The 22,310-nt window shown below is 62.3% G+C and carries 21 protein-coding genes; 10 read left to right on the forward strand and 11 right to left on the reverse strand.

The genetic code is table 11. The features are described 5' to 3' along the window. The first annotated feature begins 4 nt into the window (after nucleotides 1-4). The 8 genes from LH400_RS01525 (at nucleotide 5) to ggt (ending at nucleotide 10,994) form a co-directional block, all read left to right on the forward strand. The gene (locus tag LH400_RS01525; RefSeq protein WP_229150879.1) at nucleotides 5-1,876 is read left to right on the forward strand and encodes a CocE/NonD family hydrolase; all 1,872 of its coding nucleotides are present in this window, start codon (nucleotides 5-7) and stop codon (nucleotides 1,874-1,876) included. After that, entirely contained in the window at nucleotides 1,873-3,414 is a 1,542-nt protein-coding gene (locus LH400_RS01530; RefSeq protein ID WP_229150880.1) for an ABC transporter substrate-binding protein, read from the forward strand. Before LH400_RS01525 ends, LH400_RS01530 begins: the two co-directional genes overlap by 4 nt. 61 nt (nucleotides 3,415-3,475) lie before the next feature. Continuing rightward, the gene (locus LH400_RS01535; RefSeq protein WP_229150881.1) at nucleotides 3,476-4,393 is read left to right on the forward strand and encodes an ABC transporter permease; all 918 of its coding nucleotides are present in this window, start codon (nucleotides 3,476-3,478) and stop codon (nucleotides 4,391-4,393) included. 10 nt (nucleotides 4,394-4,403) lie between these two features. Next, nucleotides 4,404-5,300, forward strand: coding sequence for an ABC transporter permease (locus tag LH400_RS01540; RefSeq protein WP_229150882.1), 897 nt, complete (start codon nucleotides 4,404-4,406; stop codon nucleotides 5,298-5,300). A 2-nt stretch (nucleotides 5,301-5,302) separates the two neighbouring features. Next, complete coding sequence (locus tag LH400_RS01545; RefSeq protein ID WP_229150883.1) at nucleotides 5,303-6,328, forward strand: ABC transporter ATP-binding protein; 1,026 nt, start codon at nucleotides 5,303-5,305, stop codon at nucleotides 6,326-6,328. Beyond that, a complete protein-coding gene (locus LH400_RS01550) occupies nucleotides 6,328-7,314 on the forward strand; it encodes an oligopeptide/dipeptide ABC transporter ATP-binding protein (RefSeq protein ID WP_229150884.1) in 987 nt (328 codons plus the stop codon). Before LH400_RS01545 ends, LH400_RS01550 begins: the two co-directional genes overlap by 1 nt. Nucleotides 7,315-7,324: 10 nt before the next feature. Further along, nucleotides 7,325-9,352: an alpha/beta hydrolase domain-containing protein gene (locus LH400_RS01555; protein ID WP_229150885.1), complete on the forward strand. Its 2,028-nt coding sequence runs from the start codon at nucleotides 7,325-7,327 to the stop codon at nucleotides 9,350-9,352. 22 nt (nucleotides 9,353-9,374) lie between these two features. Beyond that, nucleotides 9,375-10,994, forward strand: coding sequence for a gamma-glutamyltransferase (gene ggt, locus LH400_RS01560; protein WP_229150886.1), 1,620 nt, complete (start codon nucleotides 9,375-9,377; stop codon nucleotides 10,992-10,994). 697 nt (nucleotides 10,995-11,691) lie between these two features. Here the strand turns inward: ggt and LH400_RS01565 are convergent. From LH400_RS01565 to LH400_RS01600, 10 genes are all read right to left on the reverse strand, one after another. Beyond that, nucleotides 11,692-12,720: an IS110 family RNA-guided transposase gene (locus LH400_RS01565; RefSeq protein ID WP_229151237.1), complete on the reverse strand. Its 1,029-nt coding sequence runs from the start codon at nucleotides 12,718-12,720 to the stop codon at nucleotides 11,692-11,694. A 96-nt stretch (nucleotides 12,721-12,816) separates the two neighbouring features. Beyond that, entirely contained in the window at nucleotides 12,817-13,593 is a 777-nt protein-coding gene (locus tag LH400_RS01570) for a class I SAM-dependent methyltransferase (protein ID WP_229151238.1), read from the reverse strand. After that, complete coding sequence (locus LH400_RS01575) at nucleotides 13,593-14,237, reverse strand: hypothetical protein (RefSeq protein ID WP_229150887.1); 645 nt, start codon at nucleotides 14,235-14,237, stop codon at nucleotides 13,593-13,595. The genes LH400_RS01570 and LH400_RS01575 overlap by 1 nt, the downstream gene beginning before the upstream one ends. Nucleotides 14,238-14,284: 47 nt before the next feature. Continuing rightward, nucleotides 14,285-14,860 (reverse strand): adenylyltransferase/cytidyltransferase family protein, encoded by a 576-nt coding sequence (locus LH400_RS01580; protein WP_229150888.1) that lies wholly within the window; start codon nucleotides 14,858-14,860, stop codon nucleotides 14,285-14,287. Further along, entirely contained in the window at nucleotides 14,857-15,927 is a 1,071-nt protein-coding gene (selD, locus tag LH400_RS01585; RefSeq protein WP_370638303.1) for a selenide, water dikinase SelD, read from the reverse strand. The genes LH400_RS01580 and selD overlap by 4 nt, the downstream gene beginning before the upstream one ends. A 6-nt stretch (nucleotides 15,928-15,933) precedes the next feature. Then, nucleotides 15,934-16,611, reverse strand: coding sequence for a glycosyltransferase family A protein (locus tag LH400_RS26230; RefSeq protein WP_370638304.1), 678 nt, complete (start codon nucleotides 16,609-16,611; stop codon nucleotides 15,934-15,936). Continuing rightward, nucleotides 16,587-17,528, reverse strand: coding sequence for a polysaccharide deacetylase family protein (locus LH400_RS01590; protein WP_229150890.1), 942 nt, complete (start codon nucleotides 17,526-17,528; stop codon nucleotides 16,587-16,589). Before LH400_RS01590 ends, LH400_RS26230 begins: the two co-directional genes overlap by 25 nt. Nucleotides 17,529-17,531: 3 nt before the next feature. Next, nucleotides 17,532-18,698, reverse strand: a complete 1,167-nt coding sequence (locus LH400_RS01595) for a glycoside hydrolase family 99-like domain-containing protein (protein WP_229150891.1) — start codon at nucleotides 18,696-18,698, stop codon at nucleotides 17,532-17,534. Then, the gene (locus LH400_RS26235; protein WP_370638319.1) at nucleotides 18,691-19,116 is read right to left on the reverse strand and encodes a 2OG-Fe(II) oxygenase; all 426 of its coding nucleotides are present in this window, start codon (nucleotides 19,114-19,116) and stop codon (nucleotides 18,691-18,693) included. Before LH400_RS26235 ends, LH400_RS01595 begins: the two co-directional genes overlap by 8 nt. A gap of 405 nt (nucleotides 19,117-19,521) precedes the next feature. After that, nucleotides 19,522-19,791 (reverse strand): NHLP leader peptide family RiPP precursor, encoded by a 270-nt coding sequence (locus LH400_RS01600; protein WP_229150892.1) that lies wholly within the window; start codon nucleotides 19,789-19,791, stop codon nucleotides 19,522-19,524. Nucleotides 19,792-19,889: 98 nt separating this feature from the next. On the opposite strand from LH400_RS01600, the gene LH400_RS26240 reads away from it, so the two are divergent. Together LH400_RS26240 and LH400_RS01605 are read left to right on the forward strand one after the other, a co-directional pair. Then, nucleotides 19,890-20,705 carry a 2OG-Fe(II) oxygenase gene (locus tag LH400_RS26240; protein WP_370638305.1) on the forward strand — a complete coding sequence of 272 codons (816 nt, stop codon included), beginning with the start codon at nucleotides 19,890-19,892 and terminating at the stop codon, nucleotides 20,703-20,705. 14 nt (nucleotides 20,706-20,719) lie between these two features. Further along, a complete protein-coding gene (locus LH400_RS01605) occupies nucleotides 20,720-21,526 on the forward strand; it encodes a glycosyltransferase family 2 protein (RefSeq protein WP_229150893.1) in 807 nt (268 codons plus the stop codon). Nucleotides 21,527-21,632: 106 nt separating this feature from the next. Here LH400_RS01605 and LH400_RS01610 read toward each other — a convergent pair whose 3' ends face one another. Further along, nucleotides 21,633-22,274, reverse strand: a complete 642-nt coding sequence (locus LH400_RS01610; RefSeq protein ID WP_229150894.1) for a YcbK family protein — start codon at nucleotides 22,272-22,274, stop codon at nucleotides 21,633-21,635. Nucleotides 22,275-22,310 lie beyond the last annotated feature (36 nt).

Consider the following 22,310-nt stretch of genomic DNA (forward strand, 5'->3'; position numbering starts at 1 on the left):
GAAGATGTCGGATAGTGATGCGGGAACGACCGCATGGCGCGTGCCACCATCGCGCTACCTGGCAGATCGACCGGTTCCCTATGCCCGACCCGCACGCCCGCGCTCGCTCTATCTGACGATGCGGGACGGCTGCCGCCTCGCCGCCGACATCTACCTGCCCCAGCCTGCCGGGCGTGAGGAACAGGTCTATCCGACGATCCTCATCCTGACGCCCTACTATCGGCGCTTTGCCTTGCGCGAAGGTGCGGCCGCGTCGAGCGATCCCTCGCCCAATGCCGCCAAGTACCGGGACTTCTTCGTCCAGCGAGGCTACGCCGTGGTGGTCGTCGACGTGCGCGGGACCGGGGCGAGCTTCGGCACGCGGGACTCCTTCCGATCGCCGAAGGAGCGCGACGACTCCCGGGAGATCGCCGACTGGATCGTGGCCCAGCCCTGGTCCGACGGCATCATCGGCTCGACCGGCATTTCCTATCTCGGAGCGGCATCCTGCTTCCTCGCCTCGACCGGCCACCCGGCGGTGAAGGCGATCGCGCCGCTCTTTGCAGTGTGGAACACCTATGTCGACCACTTCTATCCCGGCGGCGTCCTTCTGAACCAGTTGGCGAAGAGCTATGACGACATCATGGTCGGGCTCGACCACGACCGCCGCGATATTCTGGCCAGGCAGCCCTATTTCGACAATCCGGATTTCGTCGGGCCGCAGCCCGTCGACGAGGATGGCGATGGCGCGCTGTGCCGGGCGGCCGTCCGGGAGCACCTCGGCAATTTTCACATGCCGGATTTCATCTCGGAGTTCCGCTTCACCGACGACCGCCTGCCCTACGATCCCTCCTTCGGCGCGCATTCCTTCAGCCCGTGTCACTATGCGGGCGGCTTCGAGCGCGATTGCGCCATCCTCTCGGTGTCCGGCTGGATGGACGGCGCGGGGTTTTCCAACGGCGCCATAGCCCGTTATCTGTCCCTGCCCAAAAACCGACAGCACATGCTGATCGGCCCATGGGATCACGGCGCGCGCACCAATGTCTCGCCCTGGCGAGGCGCGGTCGTCCCGGACTTCGATGTTCTGGCGGAGGTCTTGCGCTTCTTCGACCATTACCTGATGGGACACGAGACCGGGCTCGGCGAGGAAGCGCCGATCCACTATTTCTGCATGCACGAAGAGCGCTGGCACGCGGCCTCTGCCTGGCCCCCGCGAACCGGAACGAAGACCCTCACGCTCGCGGCGAACGAGCGGCTGCAGGAAGCGCCCTCAGACGCCGGGACGGACCTGGTCGCGGCGGACTTTACCGCCGGCACAGGCTCCTCGACGCGGCACGAGCGGCTCGCGGCGGTGAACACCACGGACTACTACGGCGACTGGGCGGATCACGAGGCGGCAATGGCCTCTTACGATTCGGACCCGCTGCCGCGCACAGCCGAAATCACCGGTCATCCCGTCGTCGACATCTGGCTCACCGCAAATCAGCCCGACGCGGTTCTTCACGTCTATCTCTCCGAGGTCGAGAGCGACGGCAGGATCCGCTACGTGACCGAGGGCGTCCTGAGGGCGCTTCATCGCCACACGAAGGAGCCGCCGGAAAACCAGAGATGGACCTGGCCCTTCCGCGACTTCAGCCGCGCCGATGCCGAACCCTTGCCCTCCGGCGAGCCCGCCCGGCTGCGCTTCGCGCTCCTGCCGGTCTCCTGGCGGTTCCAGAAGGGAAGCCGCATCCGGCTGTCGATCGCGGCGGCCGACGCCGATCATTACGTGCAACTGCCGCATGGGCGGCCACCCGTCCTCGCCATCCACCGCGGCGGGGATATTGCCTCGACGCTGCAACTGCCCTGGCACGAGGGCAGCCAGTCATCGCCATCACAAGAGAGGGAAATGCCATGAGACTCAGGACCGCGTTCTGCGCGACGGCCCTTGCCGTCGCGGCATCCTCGCCGGCGCTCGCCGGCAAGGACGACGACACCTTCACCTGGTCGACCTCGACCGAGATCGGCACCGCCGACATCTATTACGGCAATCTGCGCGAGGTGCTGATCAACGCCTATGCGATGTGCGACAGCCTGGTCTATCGGGATCCCAAGACCAACGAATACGAGCCGCTGCTGGCCACGAGCTGGAACTGGACCGACGACAAGACGCTTGAGCTGAAGCTCCGCGAGGGTGTGAAATTCCACGACGGCACCGACTTCGACGCAGAGGACGTGGCCTACACGCTCAACACGGTCGCCGCACCCGGCAGCGACATGCAGTTCCGGCTGATCGTCGACTGGATCGACAATGTCGAGGTGGTCGACCCGCAGACCGTGCGCATCCATGCCAAGGCGCCGACACCGGCGGCGCTTGAATATCTGACCGGCACCATGCCGATCTATCCCTCCGGCCATTATGACGGCGCCCCCGAGGTGCCGGCCGCCGACGGCAAGACGCGCAAGGACTACGGCGCTGTCCAGCCGGTCTGCACCGGCCCGTACAAGATGACCGACTTCCAGGCCGGCCAGTCTCTCACCCTCGAGAAGAACCCCGAGTATTTCGACGGTTCGCCGAAGGGCAAGCCGCAGATCGGCAAGATCGTCTTCCGGACGATCAAGGACACGGAGACCCAGATCGCCGAGCTGATGACCGGCGGCATTGACTGGATGTGGGGCGTCGCGCCGGAGAACGCGGACCTCCTCTCGCAGGCGCCGAACATCGACGTCGTTTCGGCCGCGACCATGCGAATGTCCTTCCTGGCGCTCGACGCAGGCGGACGCACTGGCGACACGCCGTTCAAGAAGGAGAAGGTGCGCCAGGCGATCGCCCATGCGATCGACCGCGAGTCGCTCTCGAAGAACCTCGTCGGCGCGGGCTCGGCGGTGCTGAAGTCGTTCTGCGCTCCGGTGCAGGCCGGCTGCGATACCGATGTGAAGCAGTACGACTACGATCCGGACGAGGCCAAGAAGCTCCTCGCCGAGGCCGGCTATCCCGACGGCTTCAAGACGACTTTCTACGCCTATCGCGATCGACCCTATACCGAGGCAGTGCTGAACTATCTGCGGGCCGTCGGCATCCAGACCGACCTGCAGTTCCTGCAGTGGGGCGCGCTGCGTCCGCACATCGTCGGCGACGACACGCCGATCGCGCAGCTGACCTGGGGCTCGAACGGCATGCTCGACGTCTCGGCTTCGACCAGCCACTATTTCGAGTTCGGGCCGGACGACTACGCCCGCGACCCGCAGGTGCGCGACTGGCTGGTCAAGGCGGATTCGACCACCGACAAGGCCGAGCGCAAGGATCTCTATTCCAAGGCGCTGAACAGGATCGCCGATCAGGCGCTCTACATCCCGCTCTTCCTCTATGGCCGGACCTACGCCTACAACTCGGACTTCACCTATCCCGTCACCGACGACGAGATGGCGCACTTCTATCTCGGCGAGTGGAAATAACCCATACGAGAATGCGGGAGGCCCGGTCCGGGCCTTCCGCTTCCGCCCAACCGGTGCGTGAATGGCAGCCTATATTCTCAAACGCCTCGTGATGACGTTGCTGGTGATCGTGATCACCTCGATCGTCGCCTTCCTGCTGACCCATCTGGCGGGTGACCCGGCGGCCGCCATGGCCGGCGCCGACGCCTCGCCGGCGGACATCGCCGCGATCCGCGAGACATTCGGGTTCAATCAGCCTTTGCCGGTGCAGTATTTCGACTGGCTCGGCCATGTCCTCCAGGGCGACTTCGGCCGCTCCTACTACCTGCGCATGGACGTCGGCGAGGTGCTGGCGGAGCACGCTCCGGTGACCGCCCAGCTCGGCGTCATGGCGCTCGCCTTCGCGCTGCTTCTGTCGATCCCGCTCGGGGTTCTGGCGGCACTGCGGCCGAACACGCTGATCGACCGCATCGCCCTGTGGATCGCGGTCGCGGGCCAGGCACTGCCTTCCTTCCTGTTCGCCCTCGGCCTGATGTACGTCTTCGGCGTCTATCTGCGCGTAATGCCCATTTCCGGCGGCTCGTCCTTCGTCCATTTCGTGCTTCCCGCGATCGCGCTCGGCTATTATGCGACGCCCGCCATCATGCGGCTCACCCGCTCCGGCATGATGGACGTCCTGCAGTCCGACCATGTGCGCACGGCCCGCGCCTACGGCCTGTCGCCCTTCCGGGTCGTCGTGCGCCACGGGCTGCGCCATGCGATCATCCCGGTCGTGTCGCTCGCGGCCGTCCAGCTCGGCTTCATGCTCGGCGGATCGATCATCATCGAGAGCATCTTCTCGCTGAAAGGGATCGGCTACCTCGCCTGGGAATCGATCCAGCGGGCCGACATCGAGGTCATCCAGGCCATCCTCCTGGTGATCGCGGCCGCCTATGCGCTGCTGACGCTTCTCGCCGACCTTCTCAACGCCGCGCTCGACCCGCGCATCCGCATCTCCTGAGCGAGCCGTCATGGTAGCCCTTTACGAAAGCCCGCCCGCTCCGATCGCACAGTCGCCGGGCCGCGTCGCCGTCCGCCGCGCCCTGCGCCACGGCAGCTTCTGGGTCGGCGGAGCGATCCTTGTCCTCGTCATCCTCGCGGCGGTCTTCGCGCCGCTCCTGACACCCTACGATCCGGCCCTTCAGGATCTTGCCCACCGCTTCGTGCCGCCCGTCTGGACCGAGAAGGGCTCGTGGGACCACATTCTCGGCACCGACAATCTTGGCCGCGACTACCTCGCGCGCCTGCTCTTCGGGGCCCGCATCTCGCTTCTCATCGGCTTCCTCACCGTCGTCATTTCCGGCACCATCGGGACGGTCCTCGGCATCTGCGCCGGATATTGGGGCGGCTGGGCCGATCTCGTCATCAACTTCGTCATCACCATCCGCCTGACCATGCCGGTCGTCCTGGTGGCACTCGTCGTGGTGGCGCTGGCCGGCTCGTCGCTGACCATCCTCATCTGCGTCATCGGGCTCCTCCTGTGGGACCGCTTCGCGATCGTCGTGCGCAGCGCCACCCAGCAGCTCGCCCGCCGCGAATACATCACCGCCGCCGCCGCCATCGGCAGCTCGACGCCGCGCATCCTTCTCAAGGAGCTTCTGCCCAACATCACCGGACCGCTCATCGTCGTCGCCTCGATCGAGCTCGCCCATGCGGTGCTGCTCGAGGCCTCGTTCTCGTTTCTCGGGCTTGGCGTGCAGCCGCCGCTCGTCTCCTGGGGGCTGATGGTGGCGGAAGCCAAGAGCCAGCTATTCTTCCGCCCATGGATGCTCGCCGTTCCCGGCGCGGCGCTCGTGCTGATGATCTTCGCGATCAACCTCCTCGGCGACGCCTTGCGGGACGTGACGACCCCGGAAGGAAAGGCCTGACCATGGCCACGACGCCCATTCTCGAGGTCAGGGGCCTCAAGGTCGACATCCCCCTTCCCGACACGGTCCTGCATCCGGTCCGGCATGTCGATCTCACGGTCATGCCGGGCGAGACGGTGGCCGTGGTCGGCGAATCCGGCTGCGGCAAGAGCCTCACCGCGCTCGCTATCATGGGGCTCCTGCCGCGCAATGCGCGACCGGTCTCCGAGCGCATCGCCCTCAAGGGCGAGTCTTTGACCGGTGCCAGCCGCCGGCGCTGGCGCCAGCTGCGCGGCGACCGGATCGCGATGATCTTCCAGGACCCGATGACCGCCCTCGACCCGTGCTACCGGATCGGCGACCAGATGCGCGAGATCCTGCAGCAGCACCGCCGCGTCTCCAAGGCAGAGGCCCGCGAGCGTTCTCTGGAACTCCTCGGCAAGGTCGGTATCCCCGCCCCGGCGGAGCGGCTGTCGCAGTTCCCGCACCAGCTCTCGGGCGGTCTGCGCCAGCGCGTGATGATCGCCATGGCTCTCCTCTGCGAGCCCGAACTCATCATCGCCGACGAGCCGACGACGGCGCTCGACGTGACGATCCAGGCGCAGATCCTCAGGCTGCTCCGCAACATCCAGCGCGAGACCGGCATCGGGCTCGTCCTGATCACGCACGACCTCGGCGTCGTCGCCGGCATGGCCGACCGGATCGTCGTCATGTATGGCGGCGAGGTGATGGAGGTCGGCAGCTGCGATCAGGTCCTGGGAAAGCCCCTCCATCCCTATACCGAAGGGCTGATGCGCTCGATTCCCGTGCCGGGCGAGACCAGGCGCGGCGAGACGCTCGGCTTCATCCCCGGCGTGGTGCCGCGTCAGACCGGCGAGCGCACGCGCTGCGGCTTCATCGAGCGCTGCCCCTATGCGCACGACGACTGTGCAAAGGGCCCGATCGCCCTGCGCGAGGCCGGCGATGGGCACCAGATGCGCTGCGTTCTGCCGACCGATGGCAGCGGCCGTGATCCGTCGGCCTGGCTTCGCGGCGCGGAGGCTTCCTGATGGACGACGTTCTGGTGATGCGCGGCGTCACGCGCGACTATCCGGTCGGCGGAGCCTTCTCGCGCAAGAAGACGCTGCGTGCCTTGCGCGGCATCGACCTTTCCGTCGGCCGCGGACGCACGCTCGGCCTCGTCGGCGAATCCGGCTGCGGCAAGTCCACTCTCGCCAAGGTTCTCCTCGGCATCGAGGAGGCGACCTCCGGCACGGTGCTGGTCGACGGCAGGAAGATCGAAAGCTACGACCGGGTCGAGCGCGCCCGGCTGATCCAGCCGGTCTTCCAGGACCCCTATTCCTCGCTCAATCCGCGTATGACGGTGGAGGCGATCATCGCCTCTCCGCTTGAGGTTCGCGGCGAAGGCAGCCGCGCCTCCCGCCGCGCCCGCGTGCGCGAGCTTGCCGGCGAGGTCGGCCTGCCGCAGCATCTCGTCAGCGCCTATCCGAGCCAGCTCTCGGGCGGCCAGCGACAGCGGGTCGCCATCGCCCGAGCGCTGATCGGCGAGCCGAAGATCCTGATCTGCGACGAGCCGACCTCGGCGCTCGACGTCTCCGTGCAGTCGCAGATCCTCAACCTCCTGCACCGGCTGAAGCAGGAGCTGAATCTCACGATGATCCTGATCAGCCACAACCTCGCCGTCGTGCATCACCTCGCCGACGAGGTGGCGGTCATGTATCTCGGCCAAATCGTCGAACGGGGCGACAGCGAAGCGATCTTCGAGCGCGCGCACCACCCCTATACGAGCGCGCTTCTGAAGGCGGTGCTGCCGCCGCGACCGGGTTCGCGCCTGCCCGAACTCGGCCTCGAGGCGGAGTTCCCGAGCCCGCTCGCGCCGCCACCCGGCTGCCCCTTCCATCCGCGCTGTCCGAATGCCGACGGAACGACCTGCCGGGAGGTGGATCCCCCGCAGAGCGGCACGGACCACCTCTACCGCTGTCACCATCCGGACCACGTGGCGCCCGCGACGCAAGCGGCTGCCCTCACCGACTGACGGACATACGATGAATTCGAAGATCGATCTCGATGTGCGCGAGCACCGCGCGTTCGCCGAAGGCATGGCGTTCGACGCGAGCGGCCCCTACGAGCGGCTGACGGGACGGGCGACTTTTCGCGTCGATCCGGAAGCCGAGGCGCAAGGGGCGGTGACCGACATCACGCTTGCGCCGCGCGACGCGGACGGGCTGGTCCGCTTCGCGGCGGATTTCTGCATCCTGAAGCCCGTCGACCTGTCCCGCGGCAACGGCCGCGTCTTCTTCGACTACGGAAACCGCGGCAACAAGCGCGCCCTGCAGTATTTCAACGACGCCGTCGGCTCGAACGATCCGATCGCGCCCGAACATGCCGGCAACGGCTTCCTGATGCGGCGCGGCTACTCAATCGTCTGGCTCGGCTGGCAGGGCGACCTCTATCCTGGCGACGGACGCATGCTGCTGGACGCGCCGATCGCGACTAAGTACGGCCGTACCATCACCGGCCTCACCCGCAGCGAGTTCATCGCGGTCGAGCCGGGCACGACTGTCTTTCCGTTGAGTTCGCTCGTCTCGACGCGCAGCTATCCCGCCGCCTCCCTCGACACGACGAAAGCGCGCCTCACCCGCCGCCGCTATGCCCACAGCGAGCGCGAGGCGATCCCCTCTGACGCCTGGTCCTTTGCCCGTCTCGAACGCGGCGGCGGCGTCGACAACCAGGGCATGGAGACAGCGGTGGTTGCGTCCGACTGCCATGTTCATCTGCCCGCCGGCTTCGCGCCCGGCTGGATCTACGAGATCGTCTATGAGGCGAAGGACCCGCGCGTTCTCGGCCTCGGCCATGTCGGCGTGCGCGACTTCGTGAGCTTCCTGAAATACGGCCGCGAAACAGCCTCCGGACATCCGAACCCGCTGCGCGAGGGCGATGCCGGCATCGAACACGCCTATGCCTGGGGCCGCTCGCAGACCGGCCGCTGCATCCGCGACTTCCTGGATTACGGCTTCAACGCCGACGCAGAAAGCCGCCGCGTCTTCGACGGGGTGATGCCGCATGTCTCGGGCGCGGGGAAGATGTGGATGAACCACCGCTTCGCCAACCTCGTCCTCTTGCCGGGCCAGGAGCACGAGAACCACTTCACCCCGGCGGACCGCTTCCCCTTCTCCTATGCCATGTCTACCGACCGCTTTACCGGCCGCACCGACGGCATTCTGAAGCGCCCGGAGACCGACCCGAAGGTCATCCACACCGACACGGCCTGCGAATACTGGCACCGCCGCGCCTCGCTCGTTCATACCGATACGGACGGCAACGACCTCGACCAGCCGGACAATGTCCGCGTCTATCTCTGGGCAAGCTCGCAGCATGTCTCCTCGCCGCAGGTGCCGGCACCCGCCAGGGGCATCGCGCAGACCTATTTCAACGTCGTGTCGACCTCGATGTTCTTCCGCGCCAATCTCGACCGTCTGGACGCCTGGGTCAGCCGGGGCGAGGCCCCGCCGCCGAGCCGCATTCCGCGCCGTGCGGACGGGACTCTCGCGACCTTCGAAGAGTGGCGCGAGGACTTTCCCGCGATCCCAGGCGTTGCCCTGCCGCGTGGCCCGAGCCGGCTGGAGCGGCTCGACTTCGGCCCGGACTTCGAGCGCGGCCTGATCTCGCACGAGCCGCCGGAGATCGTCGCCGGCGAGGACTATCCGGTCCAGATCCCCGCAGTCGACGAGGACGGCAACGAGATCGGCGGTCTGCGCGCGCCGATGGTCGAGGCGCCGCTCGGCACCTATACCGGCTGGTCGCTACGGCGTCGCGACTTCGGTCACGGCGCGATGGTCGGCATCACCGGCAGCTACATTCCCTTCCCCGACACCGAGGACGAGCGCGCGCAGACTGGCGACCCGCGCCCCTCCGTCCTGTCGCGCTATGGCACGCCGGACGCCTATCAGGCCGCGATCCGCCAGGCCGCCGAGGGCCTCGTCGCGGACGGCCTGATGCTCGAGGAGGACGTCGAGCGATGCGTGGCGGCGGCGGCCGACTGGGGCCGGCCGCGCCACGACGTCCGCCTGTGAGGACGCTTTGGAGGGCATGCGCATGAGCCGGAAAGCCATGGTCGTCTGTCCGCAGCCGGAGGCCGCGGAATCGGGGATCGAAATCCTTGAAGCCGGCGGCAACGCCGTCGATGCGGCGATCGCCACGGCCTTCGCACAGACCGTCGTCGATCCGCTGATGTGCGGCATCGCCGGCTTCGGCAGCCTCGCGGTTCACCTGCCGGATGCAAGCGTCCACGACTATCTCGACTTCCATGCGCCGGCACCGGGCGCGGCGACGCCGGAGATGTGGGCGGACCGCATTGCGGGCGAGGCGCGTGACGGCTTCGGCTTCGTTCTGAAGGGCCGGGTCAACGATCTCGGCTACCAGTCGATCTGCGTGCCGGCGGCCTTGCGCGCCTATGAGGAGGCGCATCGCAGATGGGGCCGGCTGCCCTGGCAGGAGCTCATCGAGCCGGCGATCCGCTGGGCCGAGGACGGCTTCTTCGTCCGGCCGGCGATGTACACCTTCTTTCTGGAGGACGGGAAGATGGGCCGCGCCGCGACGGCCGAACGCCTCGCCTTCTCCGCCTCCGGCCGCGCTCTCTACTGCAATGCCGACGGCAGACCGAAGCGCATCGGCGCGCCGCTGTCCAATCCGGACTACGCCCGGACGCTGCGGACGATCGCCCGCCAAGGGGCGGACAGCTTCTACCGGGGAGAGATCGCCGACCGCATCGCCCGCGACATGGCGGCGCATGGCGCCCTTCTGACGCGGGACGACCTGGGAGGCTACCGTCCGAAAGACGAGACGCCGCTCGTCGGCACCTATCGTGGCCGAAAAATCACCACCAACCGCCCGCCAGGCGGCGGCGTCATGCTTCTCGAGATGCTCAACACCCTGGAGACCTTCGACCTCGCCGCCCTCGGCCACAACACGCCCGCCTATATCCGGACGGTCTGCGAGGCGATGAAACGCGCGACGATCGACAAGGACCGTCATGTCGGCGACCCGGCCTTTGTCGAGGTTCCCGTCGAGCGGCTGACCAGCAAGGCCTATGCCGCCGAGCTCGCCGAAGCCATCCGCCGCGGCGAGCGCGTCGACGTGCCGAGGCTCCAGGCAAGCGACATCGTGCCGACGGATACGACGCAACTGTCGATCGTCGACGGCGAGGGCAATTGCGTGTCGATGACGCACTCGCTCGGCATGCCCTCGGGCGTCATCACCGACGGCCTGGGCTTCATGTACAATGGCTGCATGGGCGTCTTCGACCCGCGGCCCGGCCGCGCCGGCAGCATCGCGCCCGGCAAGACCCGCTTCAGCGCGATGTGTCCGACGATCGTGTTCGAGAACGACGCGCCGCGCCTCATCCTCGGCGCGCCCGGCGGCACCCAGATCGTGATGGGCGTGCTCCAGACGATCCTGAACACGTTCGACTTCGGCATGCGGGCGGTCGATGCCGTGGCCGCGCCACGCTTCTCCTCGACAGGCAATGCGATCGACGTCTCCAACCGCATCCCCCGCCGCGTCACCCGGCAACTCGAAGCGGAGGGCTATCACGTCATCCGCAACCCGTACGGACATACGATCGGCTGGGTCCATGCCATCGGCATCGAGAACGGCAAACTGTCCGGCGCCGCCGATCCCGGCCGCGACGGCGTCGCCTTTGAAGTCGAAATCTGAGCCGAAGTAGCGTCGGTTTCGCTCATTCCGTCATGGCGTCCGGGCGGAGGCGCGACATCGGCTCCCGACGATTGGCTCCACGAGGTCAAGCAGTAGGCCACGAACAGAGCCCCGCGTATCTCGAAACCTTCTCGGGAACGCATGGCCGTCTCCTCACCCTTCGTCTGGTCGTCCACACGTCGATGCTCCTGAGCAAACGCCGAAGATCGGAGTCACCGAGGCGCGGGGACGAGATCGACCGGGATGGCCGCGGAACCGGGAGACCAACCCGCGCCTTGCGACGAAGGGTGTAATTGCGTGACGGAGGAGACAGACAGCCCGGTTTCATGACGTGGCGGGATGCTGAGACGAAACCGGCATTGAGAGGCGAACGCATCGACTTAAATCTGGAGCTTAATAATGGCGGAGGGAATGGGCCTGATATCCAACCTTCTTTTGTGGATGCCGCTCGGTTTGCAAGGAATTGCTGATCGTCGGGACTGTGATCGAGTGCGTACTTTTGTCAGGCCTGTTCGTGCGGCCGACATGGCGCCGCTGGCCGGGATGGTGATGCGCGGATCGGGGCCACATCTCTGAGAGCGAGCTCGCGGCTCGGAGAAGGTTTCTGGTTTGCCCGACCCGGATCATGTCGATCATTTGCCCATTCGGATCATGCCTTCCTCACAACTCGGTGGCCCAATGCCCGTTCGACGCCCGATCAGGCGCCGATCAGCACCGGGCCACGATAGCTTTCACCGCGCGTCAGCATCGCCCAGATGCCGCGTGCCATCTTGTTCGCCAGCGCGACCGCGACGACCGGGATCGGCTTGCGATCCAGCATCCGCGCAAGCCAGGAACCCGCGGGAGCACCCCGGCGTGAGGCCCAGCGGATCACGGCGGTCGCTCCGATGACCAGCAATCGCCGGATGTCGCGTTGCCCCATCTTCGAGGTCTTCCCCAGCTTCTGCTTGCCACCGGTGGAGTGCTGCCGCGGCACCAGACCGAGCCAGGCGGCGAAGTCACGGCCGCGGCGAAACTGGTCCATCGACGGCGCGAAGGTCTCGACCGCGAGCGCGGTGATCGGTCCGATGCCCGGCATGGTCTGCAACCGTCGGGACAACTCGACCTCGTTCGACATGGCGGCGATCCGTGCCTTCAGTGCGTTGATCCGTTCGGTCAGGTGCGCGATCTGCTCGAGGAGCATTCGGCATATCTCGCGCGCCAGATCAGGAAGGTCGGCCTGAGGATCTTCGACGACCCGTTCCAGGCGCGGCACATAGCCGATCCCTTCGGGTGCGGTATGGCCGAACTCGTACAGATGAGACCGGAGCGCATTCACGGCTTCGGTGCGCTGCTTCACGAGCTGCTCGCGCGTCCGGAACGCGACTGCCCGTGCCTGCTGGTCTGCAGATTTCGGTTCGACAAAGCGCATGGTCGGCCGCAACGCCGCTTCGACGATCGCCTCCGCATCGGCGGCATCGTTCTTCTGCCGCTTGATGAACGGCTTCACGTAGCGCGGGGCGATCAGCCGGACCTCGTGCCCATGCCGCACCATTTCCCGCGCCCAGTAATGCGCGCTCGCGCAGGCCTCCATCGCCACGAGGCACGGCGGCTGTGCTGCCATGAACCGTGCGAGTTGCGGCCGCGACAGCTTCTTACGGAACACGACCGACCCGTCCGCCGCCGCGCCGTGCAGCTGGAACACGTTCTTTGCGAGATCGACGCCGATGATGGTAGCCTCTCCCATGGATGCCCTCTCCTTCAGCTTGTGTTTCGACACCGCAAGCTTGGCACATTGCGACGCCGTCAAGGGAGAGCGGCATCCACCCCATCTCTGGCGATATCAGGCGGTCGCCACACGCTCTAGCACGACGGCGCTTTGAAACAGGTAGGCACTCTCGATGTACCGGCGGATTCGAAACAGCGGCGGCACCGACTGAATGAAATAGGCCTTATCATAAAAGACCTGGGCGTCGGCGCCCCGTCCTAATACCAGCATATCGAAGCCCTTACTGATTGCAGCTTGACTCCACTCAGACCTTAAGAGCGCAGTCAGCCAAATTTCGGGACCTTGCAGCAATGCTCGTACTGAATGCTTATCGTTGATGGTTATGTAAACCCGACCCCCGACCCGACACAGGCGCGCAAGCTCGAGTAGCCACGCATCTTGCGTATCCTCAAGATGGTTGAAAACGGAACAGCTATAAATGACGTCGAAGTATGCATCCGAGAAGGGAAGGTGCGGGAAATAGGTGGTGGTCGCAAAGTTGCAGTGCGGCCTAAGAAATCTCTTGCACCAGTGTATGCATTCCGCGTCTACATCTACGCCCCACACTTCTGCGTGCGAAGCCGCAGTGGGGACGTGACGCGTCATCCGCCCCGCACCGCAGCCGAAATCCAGGATCCTTCCGGCTTCGCTAAGCTGAAATTCAGACTGGGCAAGTCCAGCCCTCATCGATGAAACGTGTCGTATCCCACTCTCAATGTAAGTTTCCGGATCTTCGCCATAGCCGAGCCGTAAGCAGGTCGGCGGTACAGGTAGCGAAACAGAGGGCCGCTCTCCGAAACGGTTCGCCACAACGTATGAATCGGAATTGCCGTGACTACGCTTGTACAGCATCACTTAACTTCATTCTCTTCGTGCCCCAGAGGGGTCAGACTCTCTCCACGAGCCACCTCAAAAGACAGCGAAAGTTCATTCCAATTGGTGACGTAGCTCTGTACGTCCCGTCGCCAAATATTGGGGGCAACGTCCACCCGCTGAGCGCCAAGAAAATCCGTCACCTTTCCGAATTCATCTTCCCACGATTCCAACAAGCGTTCCAACTGGACCTTTATTATTTGATGCTCACGAAGTCTGCACAATCGCACATCATAAGCAAAGCTATTCCAGCGCTGGAACCACTGAAACTCCCCGATATCAATATGGACGCCGGGGGCGTCTACGTCCACGTCCTCACTCCAGTCGCCTTCCGCCATTGCGTGCCGGATCGCTGCAAACTGAGCGACCGGGTGCCGCCTCAATACAATCACCTTGATTGCTTTGTCCTCTTCTAAGGCGGTCCAAGCTTCCTCCCAGTGGTGCCAAGCCCTGAACTCGAGCGGCTGACACGCATGAAGTTTGCATCCAGCGACCGGATGGGTACTTACGCCGAGCGCGGACAGAAAACGATCACGGCCTCCAATCGGAAGGTTGTGCTTCTGTCTCGGGGACAAAATCTCGTCGAAGACGTGTACGTCGGGATGCTCGCGAAGCGCGCGCATCAGCAGGGACGAGCCCGTGCGAGGCTGGCATAGTAGCACAAACCGAGTCACAAGCTTTCCCTTCGAGGAAACGTCTCGTCGTGCTGCTCCAACCACTTTCCGAGGACTGCAGCGGTGCCTTCAGGAACAAGCGTCCGCCACCTGGAACCGCCCGCAAATATGTCCTTTCGAACCTCGGTCCCGCTGCATTCACGTGTGCCCGACAGCAGTCTTACTTGGTACCCGGCCTTCTTGAATTTCTCCGCCTTCTCGCGATCCCACTCGTCCAACACGCGCATTATGTGTTCGCCTCCAGAATGAGGGAAGTAGCTCCTCCAATCATCTGGCGGTTCATGAATGCGGAACGGTACAGTAGTGATGTCACGCAGGCGACTTGAAAGTTTCGGACAAGCGGCCACCGAAAGCTGGATCATGCGCGACCTCCAGAAGTAGGTGAACGGATTAGCTTCCGGCAGGTGCCGGTGATCATCGGAGGCCACCTGATGGAGCGACGATGTGTCTGGGTTGGTAATCCCAATCACAACGGACGAGTAGAGCGAAAGAGCTTCGGAAAGATAACTAAAATGACCAATATGAAATGGCTGAAATCGACCGTGAACTATACCTGTCAACCCAGCCTTCATGGAGCAACCTCCACGAAGTGCGGGCACCTTTCTAGAACCTCTCCGATAATAGCCGCCTCGCTGAAGCCCGACTTCCTCCACAAAGAGACGATGCTGCCTACCTCGTCCGGTGAAGCGGACAAGAGAAGGCCGCCGTTTGTCTGCGGATCCGCTAGGACTTCAACCAAGGGCAACGACAGGCCGAACGCGAGTTTCAAGTGCTTCTGGCACCATGCCAAGTTTCGAGCAGTCAGCGAGGTCTGATAACCATCTTGGTATAGCTCCAGAACTCCGGGAAATAACGGCACTGAGCCTGCGTTGATACGAATCGTGACGTCACTTGCGCGGGCCATCTCCAGCGCATGACCTACCAGACCATATCCCGTAATATCGGTAAGGGCGTGCACTTCACGTGCCGAAAGCGATAAACCGGGATCGGCGTTCAATTGAGCTGCTGAGATCAGAAACGGAGCAGCGCGACGCATATCATAATGTCCAGCGCGGAGGGCACTGAATGCGACACCCGTTCCTATCGGCTTTGACATACAGATTAGATCGCCGGGCCTCGCCGTGGAGTTCCGGAGGATCCTACTCGGTGGCGCCGTGCCAACTACCGCCAATCCAGCTAGCGCGTGATCTGAATGTACAGTGTGCCCACCTCCCAGAAGCGCGCCGGCTTCATGCACCTTCGAGAGAACCCCTGCCAAAATTTCCCTTGAAGCCTGTACACCGAGTTTCTCCGGCACCGCCAGAATGGCCAAACACAAGAGCGGAACGCCACCTGAAGCGTAGATATCACTAAGGGCGTTCGCAGCAGCGATCTCTCCAAAAAGCATTGGGTCGTCGACTGGCGGCGCGATTACATCGACCGATGCAACAACCGCAACGCTTTCGTTTAGGGCATAAATGGCCGCGTCCTCATTTCCTCCACTCCCCGTGAGGAGTGCCGAAATCCCCTCGTATGACGGGAGCAACGAAGTGAGAGACGATAAAAACTCCTGACTAACTTTGGCAGAACATCCGCCGCAGGCGGAGTGCAAAAAAAGGGAGTCCCTGCGTTTGATACCTTCGTCTGTCACGATTGCCACCTGGCTCTAGCTCTGCTTGTGCTTCATCCTGATATATGTGTAGGCACGCTTCCACTCGACCGGTGTGACGCAGGACGTTTTGGAGCGAGCATGTTGCCTGTAAAGAAGTTCCACGGTGTCGAGGCGTATAGCACGCCCACCGTCTGCCAGTATACCCAGCCAGAGGTCCCAGTCTTCAAGGCAGGAGGATAAATTTTCATCGTATCCACCAACACGATCGAAGTCAACTTTTCGAAACATCGCGCTAGAGTAAATCATGTTTCGCTCGCGTAGCAGCCTTCCATCGTAGGGGGGCACGTCAAATTCGCCCTCTGCGGCCCCAAAAAGTCTAGCACGACCGTAAACGATCTTGGCCTCCTGATGCGCCAAAAGGCACGCAGTCGCTCGCTCGAAAAAACTGTGGCAAAGCATATCATCCGCATCAAGCACCACGATAAATTGGGAGGAAAGGAGAGACAAACCGAGGTTGCGTGCTGCTGGAGTTGGGGCGCGGGTGGTCCTGATTGGAACAAACCTGCAGTCTCCCTTAGTCGCAAACCTAACACACTCTCCGCTCTCGGCTTCATCAAAGACGATCGCACACCGCCACGACACGAACGTTTGCGCGCGAAGCGAAGCCACCGCGTCCGCGAGGTAACGCGCCTGGCCAAAGCACGGAATCACGACGGATATATCGTAGGCCATGTTGCCCAGTGAGCCTCTAAGAAGTTTGCAAACTGCGCACCGTCGAGATTGGGAATCGTTAGACGAGGCACGTCAAACCAGCCCCGTCGTTCGCCCGGCTCTACACTGAAAGCTACCGCGAAGCCTTCATCGGAAACTGCAGCAGTCGAGTTCTCGTCATAGTCCGTTCCTGAGCGCCCATGCGGATATGCGTACGCGGAGATTTTCCTTCCCGTCCAGCGCTCCAAGAGTCGGCGCGATTCCGCCGCTTCTAAGCGCAACGCATTATAGCCCAAATTTGTGGTATGGGAGCGTGAGTGACTTCCGAATGAGATCTCAGGAAGCGTTGCGAGCATACGAACTTGATCGACGGATAGAGGCGCGAAATCCTTTCCAAGCGAATCCATTCGCCCAGTGCTGGCGTAAAGTTCCGCCAGCATGCTACTCCGAAGAGGTTCCTGTAGAGAGCGCAGCTTCCAGTAGAGTTGCTGAAATGCCACGTCTCTCTTCTCAGACCAGGAACGTTCGCCACGCAGAGAGAGCTTGGCGCAGATAATGGCTAGCTGATCTGTGTCAGCCTCACTGATCAGCTGATCGAGAAGGTCCCACCAAAAGGCGGTTCCGCTCCCAATGCGGTCAGTTACGAGAAACAGCGCCGCAGGGATTGAGCGCTCAGAAAGGCCAAGGCATGTTTCGATAAGGTCGTTGTAACCGTCGTCGAACGTAATCAGTACAGATCTTTGACGAACAGGAACGCCGTACTTGACGCCAATAAAGTTTCTAAGGCTAATCGGCTGCCAGCGACGAGCGATTATGTCGAGGTGCTGTCGGAAGTTGCAAGGGGAGATACAGAGCTTGTATGGATCTCGCGGCAGCGCGATAATCCTATGGTACAGAAGAACAAGAGGCAATGCACGTGAATTGGGTGCATTGCCCATGGTCTACCAAATGCCCGCCGAGTTCATTTCGTGGCGAGAATGGTCAAGCCTAGCCCCCAACTCCTGGAACCAGCGCTTCAACCGCGCAATTGCGTGAAGCCTTCCGTATCCGTTCTCCCAATCCGGCAAAAGGAAGCACCCCTCAGACCATTCATTCCAAGGGCCCAAAAAGACAATGCTTCCCTTCGCCCATCGAGAGAGTGCCATCAGAGACAGTACCCCGCGAAGGTGCTTTTCAAACTCGTTGGGCGTGCTCCCAGCAACAACAGGCGTGTAGGGAAAGCGCAGCCCATGCTCTTCAATCCGATAACCGGGCGCACCACGCGGTCGAGCGTCCCATCCGGCGGCAACACACGGGTGAATTTCCACAGTTCGTTGCATCAGAGCTGCCGACCACAGGACAAGCCACTCGGAAGACAGCGCGTCATAACTTTGAACCGGAGCAGTAGAAGAGAAATTCGGTAGCGCCACATAACAGGAATAGGCATCAAACGGCAGGACATTTGCGACGTGGAAGACATTGGCTAAATCTCCCATCACGCTGAACAGACCCACGACGTGGAGCTGCAGCCCGGCTCGCTCAAGTGCAGTGCGCCGAAGTTCATCGAGTCTTACGCGTAGTCCCTCGACCCCATAGAGCAGCAGGAGCATTTCTACCGAGTACATCGTAAGGAGGCAGCTTCCCTCGATCCGCACATAGTGGGGCCGACTCATGTAAAGATCAACGATCCTCTCACCCATGCTGTGAAAAGATGCAACTGAGAGCGTCCGTGGCGGCTCGTCGGCTGGCCCCTCAAGCCCGTAAGGCAATTTCCTCCGCGGCATTCGGCAGCAAATATTGAGGGCAAACTCGATCCCGGCTTTCGGCGACCGCGAACATGTATCAAGTGGCTGCTCGAGTTCTATCGCATCCCCGTCAAAGTAATAGTTATATACGAGCCCGTCGACCCCGTTTGTTCTTGCAACCTCGGCTTCTCTTGCGAAGTATTCGGGCGAGCCGGAGTCCTCAAAGCCCAGCAGGGGTCTAATGCCACAATCGGCCCCTGGTGGTCGCCAAGCGCGGACCAGATCCCATTCGTTGATGTGCCGGCCGGCTGCCGCTTCGCGATATGGGCAATGCGAAAATCCGGGATAGTAGAATGACAACAGCTTCGGCCCAGGCTTAAGCATCAGCCTCCAACCAGTCTATTTGTCGTCTCCATGGGGGACTGTCAGCGTCCGGAAGTCGGACTCTATAGTAATAAGTGGCCAGGGACAGCCGGAAGACGCCTTCTGGACAGGCGAGCGGTTCCGGATGACCATGATACGTATCGCCTTTGGATTCAAACAGCACCGCGCGATTGAAGTCTGGCTTGATGCTTTTGACGCATCGAGTTCCGTCACGCGCCCAAAGCTGAAGGTCTCCGGCGAACTCAGTCCTCCAGTCTCTATTCAGGAAAACAATTAAATTTAGACATTGCATGAAAGCTGGTCCGTTAGGGTGCCTATCAGCATCAGCATGAACAAGAAGGCTCCCATTTCGACCAGTGCAATGGAGACCGCCTCCGCGGAAAGTCGGGTCTGGGACAAGCTGCTCGTGACCTGTCATGAGCTCAAGGAACCTTAGGAAAGTCCACGAATTCAACTGCGTCAGGAAATTTCTAGTAACCAAACCTAAGTGCCGCTCGTCGGAAATCCCCCGTTTATCGCCGTTTACGCGAGCGCCATTCTTTGCACCGGAGCCCCAACGGGTCCAGTGCGCATCGTCGAGGTGCGGAACCTCCTCCAAAATCGCATCTAAGATGTCATCAGGAAAAAGCCGGTCTAGCACTATGTGGGGAAACGGCTGCGCTCCGCGGAATTCATCTTTCCGCTCGATGGCGACACGGGCAAGTTCGTTAAAGTTTGGACAAAAGCACAGAAGTGTCGCAGCCCCTTGAAGGCGATCAGCAACTCCACCTGTCACGGCACAACCTCGCAAGCCAAGAGAACGCGAACCTCTCGGCCGAACTATTTAGTACATTACGGAGGCGCCGTCGCCGAGAAGTCGAATCATTCCCGTTGAGGACTCTAGATTATCGGTGCCGCCCTCGGCTGGAGGAATAACGATGACGTAGTCGGTCGCGCTCTCTTCCACTATGCGCACGTTCTTTCCCTCGGGAACGGTGATTCCAAGCTCACGTTCAAGCACTGCGCGGGGATCCTGAACCAACTCCGCTCGGAAAGTCGCGTCACGTGCGGCGCGGGAAGCCAAGTTCTCTTCGAGTTCGCGTCTTGTCGGCATAGCACTCCTCCTGTACCCTGTCGGTGCAGCCTAGCATGCTTTTGGGTTTCTGCCTACGCTGCAAAATAGGCATCGCCCAGGCGGACGCGGAGGAGTGCATGCGTGGCGCGAGCGTAGTTGAGGGATTGAGCTCAGACGGGCTATCTGCAGTAGCAGACCGGCATGCTCACGCTCTCCGCGTGCCTGACTTTGTGGATCGGCGGCTAGCCAAAGACTTGTCCGACTGGTTCGCGTCACATCCGTTCCGGTGCAACTACGCGACGCTGCGGTTGTCGAAGCAGTCGCCGTTTCAGCCCTCGACTACCGACAGAGTTGGTCCCGTCTTTAGCGAGCTCATCCCGTTCTTGCGTTCGCCCTCTTCACCTGAGGGAGCGAGGGCCATACTCAAATATGAGGGGCAACGGGACCGCTTAATCTGTGAATACAGAAGCTTCCTTAGGGGCCGGGAAAGCCCAATCGAAAAGTTTCACAGTGTTCTTTCCTCGATTTGGCCTGAGGGAGCGATCCTAGCTAACTTTCACGGCATCTTCCCTTACGTGGGAGTCGCTCGGATTGAGGGTTCTTCAGCGCTCGACTTCTCGAAGGATCCTCACGTTGATTGGCTAGCGTCGGCGGTACATCCGCTCTCGGGGCAGCTATCGGCTATAATTTATCTTGAGATGCCGTCGCGTGGAGGCGAGCTCGAGATCTGGAATGTTCCTCAGACGCGGGTGGCGAGCGACCTTCAGCTCGATGGTACGATGAAACGGGAAGACCTGCCGCAGCCGCTAACAATTGCGCCGAAGGAAGGTGAGCTCATCATCATAAACACGCGACAGCCGCACGCGGTTAAAGGATTCTCCAGAGGTGCTCGCGTTGTTCAGACAATCTTTCTGGGTTATCAGCCGCGGCAGCCACTGATATTATGGAGTTAGCTGCAGGAGTGGCCATGGAGAAGTACTTGGCTATCTGCGCGATCGTGAGAAATGAAGCGCTATATCTGGCTGAGTGGATCGATTTCCACAGACGGATGGGTGTGCAGAGATTTCAAATTTACGACAACGAGAGCATGGATCGCCCGGATCAGATTGTTGAGCGCCTCGGGGCGAACGTCTCGTGCGAGATCTTGCGGTGGCCAACCGCTCGGACGTGGCGCGAGACTCAACGCTCGGCATACATGGATGGGGTGGAGCGCCTTCATACCTATAAATACGTGGCGTTTATTGACGTTGATGAATTTTTACACTCTGAGCGAGGTGAAACGCTCCCCGTTCGATTATCTAAATTCGGGCGGGATGTTGCGGCTATTGGAGTGTGTCAGCGGGTATTTGGCTCAAGTGGACTGCTTGCTTTCGATGGGAGGAACGTCACGGAACGATTCACTTTGCGTGCGGAGCAGTCTCACTCCGATAACAGATGGTTCAAATCAATTGTCCGCCCAACCGAAATTTTAGATTTCGATAGCTCTCACAGTGTGGTCTTGAAAACGGGTCAGTATGTACTTGCGGATGGGCGGCCTTTGAGGCGAAGCATGGCGCACCCGGGCATCAGTGATCGAGTTTGCCATGGCCCCTTGCGTGTGAATCATTACCTCCTCAAGTCACTCGAGGAATTCCGCTGGAAGCAGGCGCGTTGGCGAGGGACGACATTAGAATCTCGATATGGGGATGAGTTTTTCTTTAGGCGGGACGCATACAGTAGTGCGGTCACCGACCCGTCTCTCGTAGGCGTGGTTGAACGTGATCGTCGCAATTAAGCGGGAGTAAATCGGAGGAGACCGCGGGAACGGGTGAAACGTGGCCGAGGGAAGATGCTCTAGGAGCGGCGGCGCTGGTGTCTGTTCCCGCCAAAAATGCTGGCGATCATCTCCGCCCCCGTTTCCAATCGTCCAGGCGGGCATAGATGGTGACCGCGATGCCGCCGAGCGCGACGGCGATGAACACCCAGCGCATGGTGTCGAGATAAGGTACTAGCGGCAGGATTGCGGATTGGGTCTCGGCGAGGATGCTCTGCGCCACCTCGACTCCCGCGGCACCCAGCGTCGCCACGCCAGCCGCGCCACCGCCCTTCATGGTGCGGCTGTCGGCCAAAATCTCTCGCGCTGGTGGCGTTTCTTCGGCGAAGGCGATCGCTCGGACCGGAAAGCGCTCGCCCCACTGCCGTGCGGGCCCGAGATCGACATGGATGAACCCCGAGCGCGGGTAGAAGCCGAAGCCGAGGAACCCGACCTGCCGCGCGGCCGCCTCGAACGCCCCCGGATTATGGTTCGCCATGGCGATGTCGAAGGCGGCGCCGTCGAGGTGCTTCGACCGAGTGGCGCCGCCCACGGCGCGGTTGTGCTCGGGGCTGCGATAGGCGGAGCGGACGATCAGCGGCTTGCCGAGCCGGTCGCGCAGCGCCTGCAGCTTGTCGAGCGCCGGTTCGTTGACCAGCAGTTTGCCAGTGCCCCGGCAGGCGATCTCGGCCGGGCTGAAGTTCAGCCAGCGCCAGGTGCTCTCAGGCACGTCGCGCCATGTATGGATGGCTCCTGCTTGGCAAGG

The organism is Jiella soli (assembly GCF_020615385.1).
Classification (GTDB): domain Bacteria; phylum Pseudomonadota; class Alphaproteobacteria; order Rhizobiales; family Rhizobiaceae; genus VKMB-3413.

Bases quoted from the DNA above. Each gene is read 5' to 3' on its own strand.
- LH400_RS01550 (WP_229150884.1), top strand. From the start codon at position 6,328: ATGGACGACGTTCTGGTGATGCGCGGCGTCACGCGCGACTATCCGGTC.
- LH400_RS01525 (WP_229150879.1), top strand. From the start codon at position 5: ATGTCGGATAGTGATGCGGGAACGACCGCATGGCGCGTGCCACCATCG.
- LH400_RS01605 (WP_229150893.1), top strand. From the start codon at position 20,720: ATGGAGAAGTACTTGGCTATCTGCGCGATCGTGAGAAATGAAGCGCTA.
- LH400_RS01545 (WP_229150883.1), top strand. From the start codon at position 5,303: ATGGCCACGACGCCCATTCTCGAGGTCAGGGGCCTCAAGGTCGACATC.
- LH400_RS01575 (WP_229150887.1), bottom strand. From the start codon at position 14,237: ATGCGCGCGCTTCGCGAGCATCCCGACGTACACGTCTTCGACGAGATT.
- ggt (WP_229150886.1), top strand. From the start codon at position 9,375: ATGAGCCGGAAAGCCATGGTCGTCTGTCCGCAGCCGGAGGCCGCGGAA.
- LH400_RS26230 (WP_370638304.1), bottom strand. From the start codon at position 16,611: ATGGCCTACGATATATCCGTCGTGATTCCGTGCTTTGGCCAGGCGCGT.
- LH400_RS01570 (WP_229151238.1), bottom strand. From the start codon at position 13,593: ATGCTGTACAAGCGTAGTCACGGCAATTCCGATTCATACGTTGTGGCG.
- LH400_RS01540 (WP_229150882.1), top strand. From the start codon at position 4,404: ATGGTAGCCCTTTACGAAAGCCCGCCCGCTCCGATCGCACAGTCGCCG.
- LH400_RS26240 (WP_370638305.1), top strand. From the start codon at position 19,890: ATGCGTGGCGCGAGCGTAGTTGAGGGATTGAGCTCAGACGGGCTATCT.
- LH400_RS01535 (WP_229150881.1), top strand. From the start codon at position 3,476: ATGGCAGCCTATATTCTCAAACGCCTCGTGATGACGTTGCTGGTGATC.
- LH400_RS01595 (WP_229150891.1), bottom strand. From the start codon at position 18,698: ATGCTTAAGCCTGGGCCGAAGCTGTTGTCATTCTACTATCCCGGATTT.
- LH400_RS01530 (WP_229150880.1), top strand. From the start codon at position 1,873: ATGAGACTCAGGACCGCGTTCTGCGCGACGGCCCTTGCCGTCGCGGCA.
- LH400_RS01555 (WP_229150885.1), top strand. From the start codon at position 7,325: ATGAATTCGAAGATCGATCTCGATGTGCGCGAGCACCGCGCGTTCGCC.
- LH400_RS01580 (WP_229150888.1), bottom strand. From the start codon at position 14,860: ATGAAGGCTGGGTTGACAGGTATAGTTCACGGTCGATTTCAGCCATTT.
- LH400_RS01600 (WP_229150892.1), bottom strand. From the start codon at position 19,791: ATGCCGACAAGACGCGAACTCGAAGAGAACTTGGCTTCCCGCGCCGCA.
- LH400_RS26235 (WP_370638319.1), bottom strand. From the start codon at position 19,116: ATGACAGGTCACGAGCAGCTTGTCCCAGACCCGACTTTCCGCGGAGGC.
- LH400_RS01590 (WP_229150890.1), bottom strand. From the start codon at position 17,528: ATGGGCAATGCACCCAATTCACGTGCATTGCCTCTTGTTCTTCTGTAC.
- LH400_RS01565 (WP_229151237.1), bottom strand. From the start codon at position 12,720: ATGGGAGAGGCTACCATCATCGGCGTCGATCTCGCAAAGAACGTGTTC.